The organism is Aliihoeflea sp. 40Bstr573 (assembly GCF_024105655.1).
Classification (GTDB): Bacteria; Pseudomonadota; Alphaproteobacteria; order Rhizobiales; family Rhizobiaceae; genus Aliihoeflea.
Map to the genome: position 1 here is coordinate 359,213 of NZ_JAAAMH010000001.1, position 17,451 is coordinate 376,663.

15 protein-coding genes are annotated in these 17,451 nt (G+C 64.5%); 9 read left to right on the forward strand and 6 right to left on the reverse strand.

Translation table 11 applies throughout. The features are described 5' to 3' along the window. Positions 1-178 precede the first annotated feature (178 nt). Positions 179-904 carry a flagellar biosynthetic protein FliO gene (locus tag GTK01_RS01715; RefSeq protein ID WP_252924119.1) on the forward strand — a complete coding sequence of 242 codons (726 nt, stop codon included), beginning with the start codon at positions 179-181 and terminating at the stop codon, positions 902-904. Between the two features lie 3 nt (positions 905-907). Here GTK01_RS01715 and dksA read toward each other — a convergent pair whose 3' ends face one another. After that, the gene (gene dksA / locus GTK01_RS01720; RefSeq protein ID WP_252924120.1) at positions 908-1,324 is read right to left on the reverse strand and encodes an RNA polymerase-binding protein DksA; all 417 of its coding nucleotides are present in this window, start codon (positions 1,322-1,324) and stop codon (positions 908-910) included. Between the two features lie 181 nt (positions 1,325-1,505). Between dksA and GTK01_RS01725 the strand changes: the two genes are divergently transcribed. The 5 genes from GTK01_RS01725 to GTK01_RS01745 all read left to right on the forward strand — a co-directional run bounded on the left by GTK01_RS01725 (position 1,506) and on the right by GTK01_RS01745 (position 7,184). Further along, entirely contained in the window at positions 1,506-2,000 is a 495-nt protein-coding gene (locus tag GTK01_RS01725; protein ID WP_252924121.1) for a histidine phosphatase family protein, read from the forward strand. Between the two features lie 70 nt (positions 2,001-2,070). Then, a complete protein-coding gene (locus GTK01_RS01730) occupies positions 2,071-3,525 on the forward strand; it encodes a YcjX family protein (RefSeq protein ID WP_252924122.1) in 1,455 nt (484 codons plus the stop codon). Continuing rightward, positions 3,522-4,589, forward strand: a complete 1,068-nt coding sequence (locus GTK01_RS01735; RefSeq protein ID WP_252924123.1) for a YcjF family protein — start codon at positions 3,522-3,524, stop codon at positions 4,587-4,589. Before GTK01_RS01730 ends, GTK01_RS01735 begins: the two co-directional genes overlap by 4 nt. A gap of 116 nt (positions 4,590-4,705) precedes the next feature. After that, complete coding sequence (locus GTK01_RS01740; RefSeq protein WP_252924124.1) at positions 4,706-5,254, forward strand: hypothetical protein; 549 nt, start codon at positions 4,706-4,708, stop codon at positions 5,252-5,254. 88 nt (positions 5,255-5,342) lie between these two features. Continuing rightward, positions 5,343-7,184, forward strand: a complete 1,842-nt coding sequence (locus GTK01_RS01745; protein WP_252924125.1) for a monovalent cation:proton antiporter-2 (CPA2) family protein — start codon at positions 5,343-5,345, stop codon at positions 7,182-7,184. On the opposite strand, the gene folK is transcribed toward GTK01_RS01745, so the two are convergent. The 3 genes from folK to folP are packed head-to-tail and all read right to left on the reverse strand — an operon-like array spanning position 7,181 to position 8,912. After that, positions 7,181-7,702 carry a 2-amino-4-hydroxy-6-hydroxymethyldihydropteridine diphosphokinase gene (folK, locus tag GTK01_RS01750; protein ID WP_252924126.1) on the reverse strand — a complete coding sequence of 174 codons (522 nt, stop codon included), beginning with the start codon at positions 7,700-7,702 and terminating at the stop codon, positions 7,181-7,183. The genes GTK01_RS01745 and folK overlap by 4 nt on opposite strands. Continuing rightward, the gene (gene folB / locus GTK01_RS01755; protein ID WP_252924127.1) at positions 7,686-8,045 is read right to left on the reverse strand and encodes a dihydroneopterin aldolase; all 360 of its coding nucleotides are present in this window, start codon (positions 8,043-8,045) and stop codon (positions 7,686-7,688) included. The genes folK and folB overlap by 17 nt, the downstream gene beginning before the upstream one ends. Positions 8,046-8,063: 18 nt before the next feature. Next, a complete protein-coding gene (gene folP, locus GTK01_RS01760; protein ID WP_252924128.1) occupies positions 8,064-8,912 on the reverse strand; it encodes a dihydropteroate synthase in 849 nt (282 codons plus the stop codon). A gap of 155 nt (positions 8,913-9,067) precedes the next feature. Between folP and GTK01_RS01765 the strand changes: the two genes are divergently transcribed. Continuing rightward, positions 9,068-9,679, forward strand: coding sequence for a DUF922 domain-containing Zn-dependent protease (locus GTK01_RS01765; protein WP_252924129.1), 612 nt, complete (start codon positions 9,068-9,070; stop codon positions 9,677-9,679). Here the strand turns inward: GTK01_RS01765 and GTK01_RS01770 are convergent. After that, entirely contained in the window at positions 9,670-9,990 is a 321-nt protein-coding gene (locus GTK01_RS01770; RefSeq protein ID WP_252924130.1) for a 2Fe-2S iron-sulfur cluster-binding protein, read from the reverse strand. The two genes, GTK01_RS01765 and GTK01_RS01770, sit on opposite strands and share 10 nt — an antisense overlap. Positions 9,991-10,067: 77 nt before the next feature. Continuing rightward, positions 10,068-10,406: an Hpt domain-containing protein gene (locus tag GTK01_RS01775; protein WP_252924131.1), complete on the reverse strand. Its 339-nt coding sequence runs from the start codon at positions 10,404-10,406 to the stop codon at positions 10,068-10,070. Between the two features lie 254 nt (positions 10,407-10,660). Between GTK01_RS01775 and GTK01_RS01780 the strand changes: the two genes are divergently transcribed. Beyond that, positions 10,661-16,531: a kinesin gene (locus GTK01_RS01780; protein WP_252924132.1), complete on the forward strand. Its 5,871-nt coding sequence runs from the start codon at positions 10,661-10,663 to the stop codon at positions 16,529-16,531. 104 nt (positions 16,532-16,635) lie between these two features. Then, positions 16,636-17,451: a nucleoside triphosphate pyrophosphohydrolase gene (mazG, locus tag GTK01_RS01785; protein WP_252924133.1), complete on the forward strand. Its 816-nt coding sequence runs from the start codon at positions 16,636-16,638 to the stop codon at positions 17,449-17,451.

The following is a 17,451-nucleotide window of genomic DNA, read 5'->3' on the forward strand; positions in this document are numbered from 1 at the left end:
GTCCCCCAACCGATCGGATCATTCGAGATGACTCCGGCATACATCATCGCAACGCGAAGCTGCAAGGACGCCGGCTCGAGGGGGAAAGCTTCGTTCCAGTCTCGACGCAACCGCTTGACGCCTGATGCGTTGCGGGGTTTAGCGACTGCTTATGCAGCTTTCAGAGCGGAGAACGAAGATGCCGACTTGGTTTGAGGATATTGCGGGACCGGGCTATGCCAATGCGATCATGTGGACGCTGGTCGCGCTCGTCGCTCTCGGCGTCGTCATGCTGCTCATCAAGATCGTCCGCAAGGTCTCAAGCGGCCAGTTTTCCTCTTCCGGCAGCTACCGCTCCCGGCTCGCCGTGATGGATGCTGCCGAAGTCGATACGCAGCGCCGCCTGGTACTGGTGCGCCGCGACGAGGTGGAGCATCTCATCATGATTGGGGGCCCGACCGACATCGTAATCGAGCAGAACATCACCGGTCCGGGCCGCAGCGCGCCGCTGTCGGCACAGGTGCCGCCCGTGGCGGAGCGCAAAGTGGAACTGGCGCGCACGGAGCCTGCAGTGAGCGCCTCGCCCGCCATCGACCACCGCGAGCCGAGCCCTGCGCCGGTTCGCCATCCTGTCGAGCCTGCCGCCGGCGAACGTCGCCGGCCGGCGACCCCGCCTCCCGCGCCCACGCCGACACCCGGGCCCGCACATGCACCCACTCCACCGGTCACCGCTGCGCGCGTCGAGCCGCGCACGGAACCGGCGATCGCAGAGCGCGTCGCGGCCAGCGAGCCGACAGTCGATGAAGCAATGGTTTCGGAGTTCGAACGGGATTTCCAGAATACGGAGGCCCCGCAGCGCCGGGAGCCCTCAATCGAGGATGAAATGGATCGCCTGCTGAATGAAGCGCCGCGTGAGCGGCGCTGAACGCTACTCGTCGCGATAGACCTTCTCGCGACGCTCATGGCGCTCCTGCGCCTCGATCGAAAGCGTCGCGATGGGGCGGGCGTCTAGGCGCTTCAGCGAGATCGGCTCGCCCGTCTCCTCGCAGTAGCCGTACGTGCCTTCGTCGATGCGGTTCAAGGCGGCATCAATCTTGGAGATCAGCTTGCGCTGACGATCGCGGGCGCGAAGCTCGATCGCGCGATCCGTTTCGGAAGATGCGCGGTCTGCGAGATCTGGATGATTGGCGTTTTCGCGCTGCAGGATGTCCAGCGTCTCGCGCGCTTCGCGAAGAATGTCGTTCTTCCAAGAAACAAGCTTGGTACGGAAGTATGATTTCTGCCGTTCGTTCATGAACGGCTCATCTTCGGATGGCATATAGTCAGACTCGATAGCCTTGCTCATCAGACTCACCCCACAGAAGCAATCCGGCGCCTATATATTCGGGTGACTTGGCCCATACAAGCACTAAGAATTCCTGTTTCACGCATTTGTCAGCCTGCGGGAGACAGCAACGAACGGTGCAAACGCTTGTACCGGACGCGCCGGAAGGCTAGGCCTGGGCGGACAGGCGACAGGGGGACCTATGCCGCGACTTTATCTCCTGCGTCATGCCAAGGCGCGCTGGGCGGAGCCTGGACAGCGCGACTTCGACCGATCGCTCGATGCGTCGGGCGTCGCCGACGCCAAAAAGCTGGGCGCCTATCTGCGGGAAAACGAGCGTCGGCCGGAGCGGATCGCGGCCTCCTCGTCATCGCGAACGCGCGAGACGGTGGCCGCCCTCGGCGACCTCACACCGGAGGGAAAAATCACCTATCTCGACAGCCTTTACGAGGCGACTGCCGTTCAGGCGCTCGACATCCTGCATGAACAGGCCGGCGCCGGAGATCTTATGGTCGTCGGGCACAATCCGGTCATGGAGGATCTTGCGAGCGCGCTCGTCGGCAAGGACGCGAAGGCGCTGCGTGCGGGTTTTCCGACCTGCGGCCTGGCGGTCATCGCCTTCGACGGCGCGCTTTCGGCGGCACAACCTGGGACCGGACGCCTCGAACTCTTCTGGACACCTTCAGGGGTGAAATAGCGTCCGGCCCTGTTTCGCAGGCTCCGCGACACCTATCTCGTCACCTAACAGGCAGCTTGGGACTTCGCATTTGGCATCTCAGACCACCCTGGGCGACGAAGCCCGCCTCGCATTCGAAACCTTCGCCGGGCGGACAGCCGGCATCCTTTCGCCATCCCTGCGTCTTGGCGTAACGGGGCTTTCGCGCGCTGGAAAGACGGTCTTCATCACATCGCTTGTCCATAACATGCTGCATGGCGGACGCCTGCCGATGTTCGAGGCCATGAAGTCCGGCCGCATTGCCAGAAGCTATCTGGAACACCAGCCGGATGACGCGGTGCCGCGCTTCCAGTATGAGGATCACGTAGCGGCTCTCGTCGGCGAGCGGGTCTGGCCGGATTCGACGCGTGCAATTTCCGAATTGCGGCTGACGATCGACTACGAATCCGCGACCGGCTGGGGCCGGATGTTCTCGCCCGGTCGGCTGTCGCTCGACATCGTCGACTATCCGGGCGAATGGCTGCTGGACCTGCCCCTCCTGTCGAAAAGCTACGAGGAGTTCTCGCAGGACGCTACGGCGCTTGCCGAACTGCCGGTACGCGCGGGCTTGTCCCGCGAGTGGCGCGAGCTTGCCGCGACGATCGATCCCCTGGCCGCAGCGGACGAGATGACCGCCCGGCGCCTGGCCGAGGCTTTCACGGGCTATCTCAAGGCCGGCAAGGACGACCGAAGCGCGCTTTCCACGCTGCCGCCCGGGCGGTTCCTGATGCCGGGCGATCTCGAAGGCTCTCCGGCGTTGACATTTTCCCCCCTGCCCTCGCTCGGCGAGGCGAAGCCCGCGCCGGGTTCGCTCCATGCAATGATGGCACGCCGCTACGAAGCATATAAATCGCATGTCGTGCGGCCATTCTTCCGCGACCATGTCGCCAAGCTCGACCGGCAGATTGTCCTGATCGACGCGCTGCAGGCGCTGAATGCCGGTCCGGCAGCAGTCGCCGATCACGAACGTGCGCTGACAGAGATCCTCACATGCTTTCGTCCCGGCGCACGCAACATCCTGACCGATCTCTTCCTACGCCGGATCGACCGCATCCTGATCGCCGCGACGAAGGCCGACCATCTTCACCACGAGAGCCATGACCGGCTCGAGGCGATCGTGCGCCGGCTTGCCGACCGGGCGATTTCGCGCGCCAGCGCCAGCGGAGCCGAGATTGAAGTGCTGGCAATGGCGGCCGTGCGGGCGACGCGCGAGGGCACGGTACGCGAAGATGGCGACACGCTGCCCGTCATCATCGGAACGCCGCTTGAAGGCGAGACGATCGGCCGCGATACCTTTGACGGCTCCAACGAAACGGCCATCTTTCCCGGCGACCTGCCGCGCGACCCGCAAGTTGCGCTAGAGGAAAGCGGCAGCCGCGCGCCAATCCGGTTCGTGCGGTTCCGTCCACCGAAGCTGGAGCGTACGGCCGAGGGCGCCACGCTCTCGCTGCCGCATATCAGGCTCGACAGGGCCTTCCAGTTCCTGCTTGGAGACCGGCTGGCATGACACGCGAACGCGAGCCCCAGTCATTTGCCGTTCCAGGCGCCAAGCAAGCGCCGGCCGCCGTCGCGCTGCCGCGCGAACCGAGAGCCCTTTCCGGCCAGGATCTCGAACGGATCGAGGAAGCGCAGATCGACGTCTTCGACCAGGTCGACGCCGAGGCGCCACCACCCGCCCTGCCGAAACGCCGGCGCGGATTGAGGCTCGGCCGCATTTTCGCCGCCGCGTTCGGGCTGCTCGTCAGCTTCGCCGTCGGGCTTTGGGCAGAGCGGGTCATTGCCGATCTCTTCGCGCGGTCCGAGGCTCTGGGCTTCATCGGCATCGGCCTTGCCGCCATCGCTGCTTTGGCACTCGTCGCGATCCTGATCCGCGAAGCGATGGCGCTGGCGCGGCTGCAGTCGGTGACCCGGCTTCGGACCGAATGCGAGCGCGTGCTGCGCGACGGTCGCCTCGCCGAGGCACGGTCCTTCGTCGACAGGCTGAAGGCGCATCTGGCGGCACGACCCGAGACGGCGGCGGGCCGCGCGCATCTTGACGCGCTGCGCGACGACGTGATGGACGGTCCGGACCTTGTCCGGCTTGCTGAGACCGAACTCGTGGCGCCACTCGACGCCGAGGCCAGGCGAATGATTCTCGATGCCGCCAAACGCGTCAGTGTGGTGACGGCGGTCAGTCCGCGTGCGCTGGTGGACGTTGCCTACATCCTGTTCGAATCCGGCAGGCTGATCCGCAGGCTGGCTGAACTTTACGGCGCCCGCCCCGGCACGCTCGGCTATTTCAGACTGGTGCGCAACGTGCTTGCGCATCTGGCGGTGACCGGTGTCATGGCTGTCGGCGACGAGTTCGTTCATCAGGTCGTCGGCCAGGGCCTTGCCGCGCGGCTTTCGGCCAAGCTGGGCGAAGGCGTCGTCAACGGGGTTATGACCGTGCGCGTCGGCCTTGCGGCCATGGAAGTTGTTCGCCCCCTGCCCTTCAATGCCGTCAAGCGCCCGAGCGTCGCGGACTTCATTGCCAGCCTTGCGTCTTTTGCGACACGCCGCGAACGCGAAACGCCAACCCCGCAACAATAGTCTTGCGCCTGCCGTGAACCTGACTCATTGTCGAGCGCACTGCTTCGTCGTGCAAATCATTAACCATTCGCGGCCAAGCTTCGCCGAGCCACGCCACGTCAACGGGTACCTGTTCGATGACCGCCCTACGCCTTGCCTCTTCCGTCCTGGCGGCCACGGCCGCAACCGTGATCGGTCTAGCCGCGCCTGCCATGGCGTCGGAGAAGGACAGGAAGTTCTTTTCCTCCGTGGAAGGATCATGGTCCGGGCCGGGCGAAATCGTCGCCGGCAAGTACAAGGGCACGAAGTTCGTCTGCAACTTCACCGGGGCGACGCCTGGCGAAAAGGTGGGCATGTCGCTTGACGGCGGCTGCCGCGTGGGCCTGTTTACCCAGAAGATGCAGGCGAGCGTCGAACATCAGGGACGCGCGGGCTATCGCGGCTCGTTCATGGACGGGTCCGACGGCACTGGCCTCGACGTGGTTGGCGGCAAGGTGGACGGCAGCAAGGTCACGCTGACGCTCAACCGCAACCAACTCAACGGCGCGATGCTTGCCCGCCTGCCCGACGAAAACACCATGACGGTGACGGTATCGGTGCTCGTCGACGAGCAGATGGTTCCGGTGATCGGCATGAACCTCAAGCGCGTCGACAGGGGCGCGGTCGGCTCCGTCGCCAATCGCTGACATGCCGGATCGACGCTTCTGAACGCTTGACAAGATCCCGAAGGACCGCGCCTCATCGTCCGGTCTTTTCGCCTTTCAGGAGCGCGTCATGGCCGGCGAAGCAGCCCATGGGGTCGATCTCATCCCGGTCGTCGCGCTTCTTGGCGCGGGCGTCATCGCGGTGCCTCTGTTCAAGCGGTTCGGCCTCGATTCGGTACTCGGCTACCTTGCCGCCGGCGTTGCGATCGGCCCGTTCGGCATCGGCCTCTTCTCCGATCCCCAGGCGATTCTCCATGTCGCCGAACTCGGCGTGGTCATGTTCCTGTTCGTCATCGGACTTGAAATGCAGCCGTCGCGATTGTGGGGGCTACGGCGCGAGATCCTCGGGCTCGGCGTGCTTCAGGTTGCGGTCTGCGGCGCCCTCTTGACCGGTGCCGGCATCGTCTTCGGCTTCTCGCCGCTCGTCGCCTTCGTCGCCGGCATGGGATTCGTGCTGACATCGACGGCGATCGTCTTCCAGCTTCTCAATGAGGAAGGCGAACTTTCGACGCCGAAGGGCCAGCGCATCGTCTCTATCCTGCTTCTGGAAGACATCGCGATCGTGCCGCTTCTGGCGCTGGTCGCCTTTTTGGCGCCGGGCGGCGAAGACGCCGGCGCGGGATCGCGCGCGGTTGCGATCGCCATCGCCCTGGCAGCCATCGCCGCGCTGGTGCTCGTCGGGCGCTATCTCCTCAATCCCCTTTTCCGTATTCTGGCGCAGGCCGAGGCGCGCGAGGTGATGACGGCCGCGGCGCTGCTCGTCGTCCTCGGTTCAGCACTCTTGATGCAGATGAGCGGATTGTCGATGGCGATGGGCGCGTTCCTTGCCGGCGTGCTCCTGTCCGAAAGCACGTTTCGCCATCAGCTCGAAGCCGACATTGAGCCCTTTCGCGGCATTTTGCTCGGCCTCTTCTTCCTCGGCGTCGGCATGGCGCTGGACCTGACCGTCATCGGGCAGAACGCTGCGCTCGTCGCAGGGCTGGTCGTCGTCTATATGGGATTGAAGGGGATCGGCATCTATGCGATCGCGCGGCTCTTGCGCACGTCGCACGGCGAAGCTCTGGAACGGGCCGGCCTGATGGCGCAAGGCGGTGAGTTCGCTTTCGTGCTCTTCGCGACGGCGGCATCGGTCGGGGTCATCGACCAGTCGTTGAACGCGATCTTCACCGCGAACGTCATTCTGTCGATGATCCTCACTCCAGTTGTCATCATGGCGCTGCGCCGGCTGATGCCCGATCGCGCGATCTCGACCGAGGGCGTCGAGATGGCAGACGGTCTGGAGGGCAGCGTCCTGGTGATCGGGTTCGGCCGCTTCGGCCAAATAGCCAGCCAACCCCTCCTCCTGCGCGGTATCGACGTCTCGATCATCGACAACGACGTGGAAATGATCCAGGCGGCGAGCGATTTCGGATTCAAGGTCTATTTCGGCGACGGGACGCGGCTCGATATTCTTCATGCGGCCGGTATCGGGCGGGTGGAGGCAGTGTTGATCTGCGTCGACAAACCGGAGGCAGCTCTGAAGATGGCGGAACTGATCAAGGCAGAATATCCGCTGCTGCCGGTGCTCGCCCGTGCGTTCGATCGTGGCTCGGCGATTTCGTTGATCAACACAGGCGTCGACTACCAGATCCGCGAAACAGTTGAATCTGCGTTTCAGTTTGGCGCGCAGTCGCTTCGGACCATGGGCCTCACCGATGAGGAGGTCGACGAGGTCATGCAGGAAGTTCGCATGCGCGATGCGGCACGGCTCGAACTGCAGGTGGCGGGCGGAATCTACGCCGGAAATGATCTCCTCCGCAGCAACGTGCCAACCCCGACGCCGCTCGCACCGCCGCGCAGAACAGGTCAGGCGTTGAGCGAAGAAACTGCCGCAATTATCACGCAGGAAAAGGCAAAAACTCCTTTGCCCTAAGGTGTGTTGCGCCACCACTCGGCCGGCAGATCGAGCCTTTCGATGCCGCCTACGTCCAGATTCCCGAGAGCTTGCGCAAGCGGGTGCCCTTCGATCGCGATATCCGGGGCTATCTCAAGCAACGGCACGAGCACGAAGGCGCGTTCGGCGATTCGTGGGTGCGGGAGCGTCAGGCCATCCTCGTGCACCGCGTTATCGGCGTAGGTCAGCACGTCGAGATCGATCGCGCGGGGACCCCAGCGCTCGTTGCGTACGCGCTTCAACGTGTGCTCGGCTGCAAGACAGGCATCGAGCAGTTGGCGCGGGTCGAGGCTGGTCTCGATTTCGGCGACCGCGTTCAGGAAATCCGGCTGATCCACGAGACCCCACGGGGGCGTGCGATAAAGCGAGGAGACGCGTGTGACGGCGATGCCGTCGTTGGCATCGAGGATGCCAAGCGCCGCAATCATCGCCGCCTGAGGATCGCCGAGATTGCCGCCGAGGCCGAGATAGGACCGCACCCTATTGCGGCCAGACAATATTGACCTCGACGAAATCCAGGACGCCGGGCACAGGCGCGCTCGGCTTGCGTACGGTGATCGAGGCTTTGATTACCTGGGGAAATCGCGCGCAAAGAGCCTTGGCGACATCGACGGCGAGCTTCTCGATCAGGAAGCGTCGCGCGCCGGTGACGACGCGCTCGATCTCGACAAAGGCGGCGCCGTAGTCGACCGTACCCTCGATGGAGTCGCTGTCGAGAGAGCCCGCCGGCACGATCGTCAGTTCCGCATCGATATAGAAGCGCTGCCCCAGCGTTTCTTCTTCGACGAAGACGCCATGTCGGGCGAAGAACGCGCAGTTCTTCAGTCGGATCGTATACATTGTCGAAGGTAACTCCCGTCAGGCGTGCTGCGCCAGAATGGCGTCGGCGACCTTTAACGCGTCGGCATTGGTCGCAACATCATGAACACGAAAAATGGCGGCACCGGCAAGTCGCAATGCGACGCTCGTTGCCGCCGTACCGACGTCGCGTTGCCCCGCCTCGCGGCCGATGATCTCACCGAGAAAGCGCTTGCGCGAGGTGCCGACGAGCCAAGGATGCCCGAGCTCGTGCAATTCCGCAAAACGCGCGATCAAGCTTAGGTTTTCATTTGCATTCTTTGCGAATCCAAAGCCTGGATCAAGGACGATCCGATCATTCGCGACGCCGGATTCGGCTGCGATTTTGAGAGAGCGTCCGAGGAAATGGAACTGGTCTTCCATCGGGTCGCCCAGTTTTTCGCGTTCGCGCCCCGTATGCATGATGACGAGGCCGGCACCGGTCGCCGCGGCTACCTTGGCCACACCCCTCTCCTTCTGGAGGCCCCAGACGTCGTTGACGATGTGGGCGCCCGCCGCGACGGCAAGACGCGCGGTTTCGGCGCGGTATGTGTCGATGGAGAGGATCATGTCGCCACGTCGCGACAGCGCCTCGACGACCGGAAGAACGCGGCTTTGCTCTTCGGCTGCCGACACCGGCTCGGCGCCGGGGCGGGTGGATTCTCCGCCAATGTCGATGATGATCGCTCCGTCAGTCGCCATTTCCTCGGCCTGGCGCAATGCGCAGTCAAGCGAGTGGAAGCGCCCCCCGTCGGAAAACGAGTCCGGCGTCACGTTCAAGATGCCCATGAGGACCGCGCGCGGGCCGAGCGTCAACGAGCGGCCATTGGCCAGCGGCCACGTGCGTTCTGAGAAGGGATCGATCAACATCGCACCGCTATGGAACGGCGGACGGCGGCAAATCAACGAATTTCGTGCCTTGGGCAGCAATTCTTCAGCTTTGCGTGCAATCGTGAAGGTGAATTTGCGCACCGATCATTGCACCATGCCCGCGCGAACCGCTTGAATAGCCCAAGGAGACAACCATGAAGCACATGCTGGCGGGCGGTATCGCCATTCTTGCGACCACGCTCGCGGCCGACGCAGCGCAGGTGTCGCGCTCATACAGCTACTTTTCCATTGGCGGGAAGACACTGAGCGAGATCGAGACCGAATTGCAGCGTCGCGGCCCACAGCTCGGCTCGACCGGCAACAGGCATCCGGGCGCTACGCGTATGGAATTCAAGACGCGCATTGGCTATCAGGAAGGCGCAACCCGATGCAGTGTGACTGAAGCGGACGTGCGCGTTTCGGCCGAGGTTCACCTGCCGCGCTGGCGCCATCGCCGCGCGGCAGAAGTGGATACGGCGTTGATGTGGGATACGCTGTCGGCCGACATCAAGCGGCACGAGGAAGGGCACATCGTGATCGCCCGCACCTACGCGCAACGCATGGAAACGACGCTACTCGGCGTGCGCAACGCGGCCTCCTGCCAGGACGCCGCGGCACAGGCGGAGGGCATCAGCAAGCGTCTGCTGGCCGAACATGACGCCGAGCAGGCACGATACGACAATGTCGAAAGCATCAATTTCGAAAGCCGGATGCTGCGTCTTTTGGAATACCGCCTGCAGCAGATCGAGGCCGGACGTCAGCCCTGACGTTCGGGAATGTGGACGGTGAGGCCGTCGAGCGCATCGGAAACGCGGATCTGGCACGACAGGCGCGAGGTCGGGCGCACGTCATACGCGAAGTCCAGCATGTCCTCTTCCATCGCCTGGGGTTCGCCGACGGCCGGTGACCATTCCTCGTCGACATAGACATGGCATGTCGCGCAGGCGCAGGCGCCTCCGCATTCGGCCTCGATGCCCGGAACGCCGGCCTTGATGGCATTTTCCATCACGGTCGAGCCATTCTCCGCTTCGACATCGAAGCGGGTGCCGTCGAAGGCGACAAAGGTGAGCTTGGTCATTGAAAAACCTGTCGGAAGGTAGCGCATCCTTGGCGGGCGCTGGTTGCGGCGATGACATAATGGCTGGAGACCGGGTGTCAACCCGGCTGCGGCCGTCGGCCGTCGACCTCGTTCCTGAGGCACGTGGTCAGGCGCGACAGGCGTTCGACCGCCGTCGGATCGGGCAGCGATGTCTCGAGATCCAGTGCGCAGTCGGCAACTGCCTTGATGCCGAGCGAGCGCGCCGTTCCCTTGAGCGAATGGGCAAGCGCAATTCGCCTTTCAGGCGATGCGCCGCCGATTTCGCGCGACGCCGCTTCAAGTTGCAGCACGAACATGCTGAGGAGTTCGTCCGCAAGGCGCACGTCGCCCATGGTCTGCCGGTCGAGGTGCGCCTCGTCGATCAATGCGGTTTGCGTATCGTTCAAGTGTGTCATTTCGGGATGCTGTGTGCCGTCAATGGAGGGTCGGTTAACGCGGCCGGTCGCATTCGCGGCGCCGCGCCAAGGATTCTTTCATCTGCATTGAGTAGCGTTAACCTTATGTTTAAAGTTTTACACATGGCCGGAATTGCGAGTTCCCATCCCGGCCTTGTGCCGATACGATACGAAATGGGCGAATTGGGCCTCAACTGGCGGGTGGTTTCAAGCCGAATACGGTGACCCGCTGCGATAGTATAGGGTAGAGCGGCATGGCGATGAAACCGGCGACCAACAAGGAACTCGACACCGATATCGAAAAGGAGCTGGAAGAGGCTCTGGATATCGAACTCGTCATGGACGATGACGAGGCTGCCGCGCCGGAAGAGCAGAATCTCGACATCGCCGCTTCGATGGAGGATTTCGAGGCGCAGATATCGCAGGCCGCTGAAGAACTTGCGATGGAGAATCGCGAGATCGAATCGAGCGCAGACGATGCGTCGCCCGGCGAAACCGTTGCGCCGGCTGCCGCTGCCGCCGCGCCGGCAGCGGTGGCAAAGGCCGCAAATGACGGCCCGACCCGCATTGCAGACCTCCAGCCCGTCGAACCGCAGGGCTCCAGCCGCCCCTCCGCTTTCGCGGCCGCCAACGACGACCGTCAGAAGGACTACAAGTCCTTCGTACAAAGCATCTCCAAGCCGGTCCCGAGCACGGTCTACTGGGTGGTCGCACTCCTGTCCGTCGTCTGGGCCGCATCGGGCCTGCTCGTCGGTCACCTCCTCTTCTCGCCGCAGATCTGGCAGATCGGATCGCTCGCAGGACTCATCGCCGCGCCCTATGCGCTCGGTCTCGCGCTCGGCATCGTCGTTCCCATCATCCTTTTCTGGGGTTTCGCGGTGATGATCCGCCGCGCGCAGGAAATGCGCTATGCGGCGCAATCCATGACGGAAGTTGCCTTCCGCCTCGCCGAGCCCGAACATATCGCGACGGACCGCGTCATGATGGTCGGCCAGGCGGTGCGCCGCGAAGTCCAGGCCATGGGTGAAGGCATCGAGCGCACGCTTGCGCGCGCCGTCGAATTGGAAACCCTCGTCCACACAGAGGTCAATGAACTCGAACGCGCCTATTCTGAAAACGAGACGCGCATCCGCGCGCTCGTCGACGGGCTCGGCAGCGAGCGGGAAGCCGTCGTCAGCCATGCCGAGCGCGTTCGCGCCTCCATTGCCGGTGCGCATGAGACGCTGAAGGACGAACTGTCCGCCGCCAGCGACGTCATCCGCCAGAACATCGTCGATGTATCCGGCAGGCTCTCCGGCACCATCGCCGACAGCGGCGCTTCGCTGATCGAACGCATGAACCAGAGCGGCTCCTCGCTGAGCGACGCGCTCGACCTGCGCATCGACACGATTTCGGACCGCATCTCGACCTCCGGCGACGCGGTGGCGAACCTCCTCGACACGCGTATCGCCTCGCTGACGGATGCGACCGACCACGCCACGCGCGCGCTGTCACAGATGCTCGACGATCGCACGACCGGAATGATCTCGCTTCTCGGCAGCTCGGCCCGCTCGCTCTCCGACGAGTTCGACACGCGCCTTCGCGACATCGAGCGCACGCTCGAGGAACGTGGCCAGTCGCTTCTTTCCCAGTTCGAGACGCGCGCCCAGGCGCTCGACACCGGCACGGAGAAGCTCAACGCCGCGCTCGAGGCCCGCGCAAAGCAGATCAACGACACGCTGATCGACCGCACCAAGGAGATCGCGCAGACCTTCACGGACGGCAAGCAGCAGGTCAACGTGCTGCTCGACGAGACGAAGGCTCGTATCGGCGCCGATTTCACCGACCTCGTCGCCTCGACTTCCTCGATGCTGGAAGAGCGCACCGCGGACTTCACCGTCAAGCTTGGCGAGAGCCGCAACGTGATCAGCGCGGCGCTCGACGACGATCTCCAGCGCCTTGCCGAAACACGCCAGGCGATGGACCATGCCATCACCAGCCATGTCGAACGCATGGCGGAGGGGCGTTCGCTCCTCACCAACGCGCTCAACGACGACATCGTGCGCCTCGCCGACACGCAGCGCGATATGGATGTCGCGATCGAGCAACAGATCTCCGGCCTGACGGAAGGCCGCGAACGGCTCGCCATCGCGCTGAAGGAGGACATGGACCTGCTCGAAGCGACGCGTCGCGGTCTCGACGATACCGTCTCACAGCATGTCCGCACGATCGCCGAGCGCGAATCCGACCTGACGACGGCGCTGTCTTCCGGCACTGCGCGCGTCGAGGACGCCTTCGCCAACCAGATCGACCGAATGGCCGAGCGCCAGGCGGAACTGTCCGCAGCCATCGCGGCCGACGCGGATCGCATGGACGATCTCATCCTTCGCGGCATCGACGCGCTCAGTGCACGACAGGGAGAGTTGCAGCAGGCGATCGGTGCGGAAGTCTCGAACATCGACACGGCTTTCGACCGGCAGATCACGCGTCTGGCCGAGCGTCAGACCGAGCTTTCCGCGACCGTCGATCAGGATATGGAGCGGATTTCGGGCCTCTTCGAGCGCCAGCACGAGGCACTCGCCGCCCGTCAGAGCGAACTCGGCGACCGGATCGGGGGCGAAGTCTCGCGTATCGACACGGCCTTCGATCGCCAGATCGAACGCCTCGCTGAACGCCAGACCGGTCTTTCTGCGGCGATTGACGCCGACATGGAGCGCTTTTCGTCGGCCTTCGACCGCCAGTTCGACGCCCTCACGGCGCGTCAGAGCGAATTCGGTTCGCGAATCGAGAGCGACGTCGCTCGCGTCGACGAGGCGTTTGCACGACAGGTCGAGGCCATCGCGCTTCGCCAGTCCGAAATGGAGAACGCGGTTCATCGCGGCGCTGAGCGCTTCGGCGAACTGTTCGGCCAGCTTGCGCGCCAGCTCGGCGACCGCCAGTCGGAACTGTCCGGCGCGATCGCCGGTGATGCGCAGAAGGTCGAGGAAGTCTTCGCCCGTCACATCGCGACCCTCGCCGCGCGCCAGGAAGAACTGACCGGGGCGATTGCCGCCGACATGGGCCGGATCGACGAGACGTTCTTGCGCCAGATCGACCTCTTCGCAGAAAAGCAGAACGAACTCGCGGCTGCGATCAACATCGACATGGACAAGGTCGAGCAGGCCTTCACGCATCATATCGAGGCACTTGGCGAACGCCGCTCGCTGATCACCGACGCCGTTGCCAGCGACATCGCGCGCATCGAAGATGCGTTCGGCCGTCAGACGGGCGTTATCGAGGAGCGCACCCAGACAATGGAACGCGCGCTGAGGATTGGCGTCGACAATGTTCGCGGAGCGCTCGAAAGCAGCGCCGTGGTCGTTGCCGGCTCGCTGCGCGACAAGGTGCTGGAGGCAACCGCGGCGATGGGCGAACAGGCCGGACAGGCCTTCGTCGACGTCGACCAGAAGATCGCCGACCGGGTCGAGCGCACGGCAGCGACGCTGGGCGCAAAGGCCGTCGAGATCTCGACCCGCCTCGATGAGAGCGACCGTCAGATCGCCGGCCGGATCGAGGAGCGCGCGACCTTCATGGCGGCCCGGGCCGACGAGATTGCTTCGCGCTTCGAGGACACGGACCGCACGCTGGCAGACAGGTTCGACGAGCGCACGCAGACGCTGTTTTCCCGTGCGGCCGAGATGGTCGACCGTTTCGCCGAGGCCGACGAATCGCTTGCAAGCCGCGCCGAAGACCGCGCGGCTGCACTCGGCGCCAAGGCCGGCGAAATTGTCGCCGCCTTCGAGACCGCCGAGCGCAGCCTGTCGTCGCGCGTCGACGACGCCGCGCAGTCGCTTGCGGCGCGCGCGGGCGATTTCGCGCAGATCGTCGAAGAGGCCGACCGAAATCTGGCCGGCAAGGCTGACGAGATTCGCGTCAGCCTTCTCTCGCGCGCCGACGAAGTCGTGTCGCGCTTCGACGACGCGGGCCAGTCGCTGGCCAACCGGACGGAAGATGCCGCTCGCATCCTCGAAGGTCGTGCGGATGAAGTCGTCGGCCGGTTCGATGAGGCCGGCAACGCCCTTCTCTCGCGCACCGATGCAGCCGCGAACACGCTCACGGCACGCGCTGGCGACCTGTCGAACGTCTTCGCCGATGCCGACCGCCAGATCGTCATACGCCTCGACGAGACGCAGGCCGCATTATCGGCGCGCGCCGGCGAGATTGCAGGCGTCCTCGATGGTTCGGACGAGCGCCTGCAGGAGCGCGCCAACGAACTCGCGCGCACCTTCGACATGGCCGAGCAGCGGATCATGGCGCGCACGCACCAGACTTCCGCCGAGCTCGACGCTCGCGCGGCGGCGATCGCCGAAGCGCTGGCCGCAGCCGACCAGGCGCTGGCCGACCGCACCAGCCTCTTGGCGTCGCGGATCGAAAGCCAGGTCGCTTCCGCCGAGGAACGCCTGACGCACGGCGCCGCCAATGTCGGCAACCGCTTGCAGGAGCAGGTGGCGCGCGTCGAATCCGAACTCATCGAACGCGCCAACGCGATTGCCGAGACGTTCGCGGCGATGAACCGCCACATCGACGAGAGCACCGAAGGTGCATCCGACAAGCTCGACGAGAAGACCCGTCAGCTCAACGCGATGCTTGCTGCGCGCTCCGCCGAGATTGCGCGCATCCTCGACGAGACGGCTCGTCCTCTGGTCGACCGTTTCACTGAGAGCAGCACGGACCTCCAGCGCAATCTCGAAGAGATCACGCAGGCTGCTGCCGAGCGGCTCCAGGCCGGCAACAGCGCTCTGGTATCCGCCCTCGACGCCAAGACGAACGAGACGGTCTCTGCCGTCGAACGCGTCCAGGGCGATCTTGCGCGCGGCGTCGACGGGCTGATCGGCCGGCTGTCCGCGTCCAATGCCCGTCTCGGCGAGCTGGTCGAGACGGCCTCGGCCAATCTCGGCGGCGTCGACGAGAAGCTTGCCGGCACTACGGAGCAATTTGCCGAGACGACCGAAAAGGCCGCCCGTTCCTTTGCCTCGTCGGCCCGCATCATCGAGGCGCAGGCCGGCAAGCTGTCGGAGGTTTCGTCCACGACGCTGCGCGACGTTGCAGGCATCGCCTCGCGCTTCGAGGACCATGGCAAGATGCTGAACAATGCGCGCGAGCTCTTGAACTCGGCGCAGGCGACGCTTGCGACCTCTCTCGACGATCGCCAGACGGCACTGGAGACGCTTGCCGCCGGCCTCGTCAAGAAGTCGGAGGAGATCGAGCGCGTGATGCGTTCGTTCGAGGGCGTCATCGGCAAAGCGCTTGAGGGCGCCGAGGGACGGACGAAGACGTCGACGGAACAGATGCGCACGGCAATCTCCGAGGTCGTCGAAAGCGCGACCAAGCGCTTCGCCGATGCGACCGACGAAATCCGCAAGACCGCCGGAACGATCCGTACCGAACTCGACCAGACACGGGCGGAACTGAAGAAGGGCGTGATGCAACTTCCCGAGGAGACGAAGGAGTCGACCAGCGCCATGCGCAAGGCGGTTTCCGAGCAGATCAAGGCCCTGAAGGAACTGTCCGAGATCGTCTCCAAGTCCGGCCGCACCTTTGACGTCTCCCCGGCCCGCATCGAGCGCCAGGGGGCTCCTGCCCCGCGTCCGGCAGCCCCCGTCGCTGCGCCGCAGGCCCCAACGCAACTGCGTGGCTCGCTCGCCGAGCCGGCTCCGCAGGGCCAGCAGGCCGGCGGCAGCTGGGTCGGCGCGCTCCTTCGCGGCGCTTCGAAGGAAGAGGCGCCTGCGCCGAAGCCGGTCCAGCCGCAGCGTTCGCCTCTGCAGATGGTCGAATCGCTCAACTCGCTGTCGGTCGACATCGCACGGGCGATCGACCATGAGGCATCCGTCGAGCTGTGGGAGCGCTATCGCAAGGGTGAGCGCAACGTCTTCACGCGGCGCCTCTACACGCTGAAAGGCCAACAGACCTTCGACGACATCCGCCGCAAGTATCAGAACGATGGCGAGTTCCGTGGCGCCGTAGATCGCTATTGCCAGGATTTCGAGAAGCTGCTCGCAGACGTCGCCAAGAACGACCGCGACAACATGATGTCGCAGACCTATCTGACGTCGGACACCGGCAAGGTCTACACCATGCTTGCCCATGCCAGCGGCCGCCTGAAGTAAGGCGTCGCAGGTCGAATTCCAGGCCGCAGCCGCCAAGCGCGACTGCGGCCTTTTTCGTGGGCGGCACATGCGCTATCAGACTGTCTCCAGGAGACCGACACGCCATGCAGCCGTCCCGAGATATTTCCCGCCTGATCGAGATCATGACCGCGCTGCGCGACCCGCAAACCGGCTGTCCATGGGACGTCGAGCAAGATTTCGCGTCGATCGCGCCATACACGATCGAGGAAGCCTATGAGGTGGCCGATGCGATCGAGCGCGGGGACCTTGCCGACCTGCGCGACGAACTCGGTGATCTCCTGCTGCAGGTCGTGTTCCATTCGCGCATGGCGGAAGAACAGGGTGCGTTCGCATTCGCCGACGTGGTGGAGGCGATCACGACCAAGATGATCCGCCGTCACCCGCATGTATTTGGCCCGCAAGCCGTTCCTGGCGCGAAACTGGCCAAGGGCATGTGGGAGAAGATCAAGTCCGAGGAGCGCGCGGAAAAGAAGGCCGAGCGGGAGGCGCGCGGCATCACGGTTGCCGAGCATGGCTATCTCGACGACGTGCCCGTCAGCCATGCCGCGCTGACGCGGGCGCTGAAGCTTCAGCAGCGCGCGGCGAAGGTCGGTTTCGACTGGAAGGAGCCGGGGCCGATCCTCGACAAGATCTCGGAGGAGGTCGGCGAGCTTCGGATGGCACTCGACGCTGGAGAGACAACGGCAATCAAGGACGAATTCGGCGACGTGCTTTTCGCGCTCGTCAATCTCGGCCGCCATCTCGGCATCGACGCGGAGGATGCGCTGCGCGGGACGAACGACAAGTTCCGCAAGCGATTTCACCATGTCGAGCGCGCGCTCAACGCGAATGGTCGCAGTCTCGACGAGGCGAGCCTCGACGAGATGGAAGACCACTGGCAGGCCGCAAAGCGCGCCTGA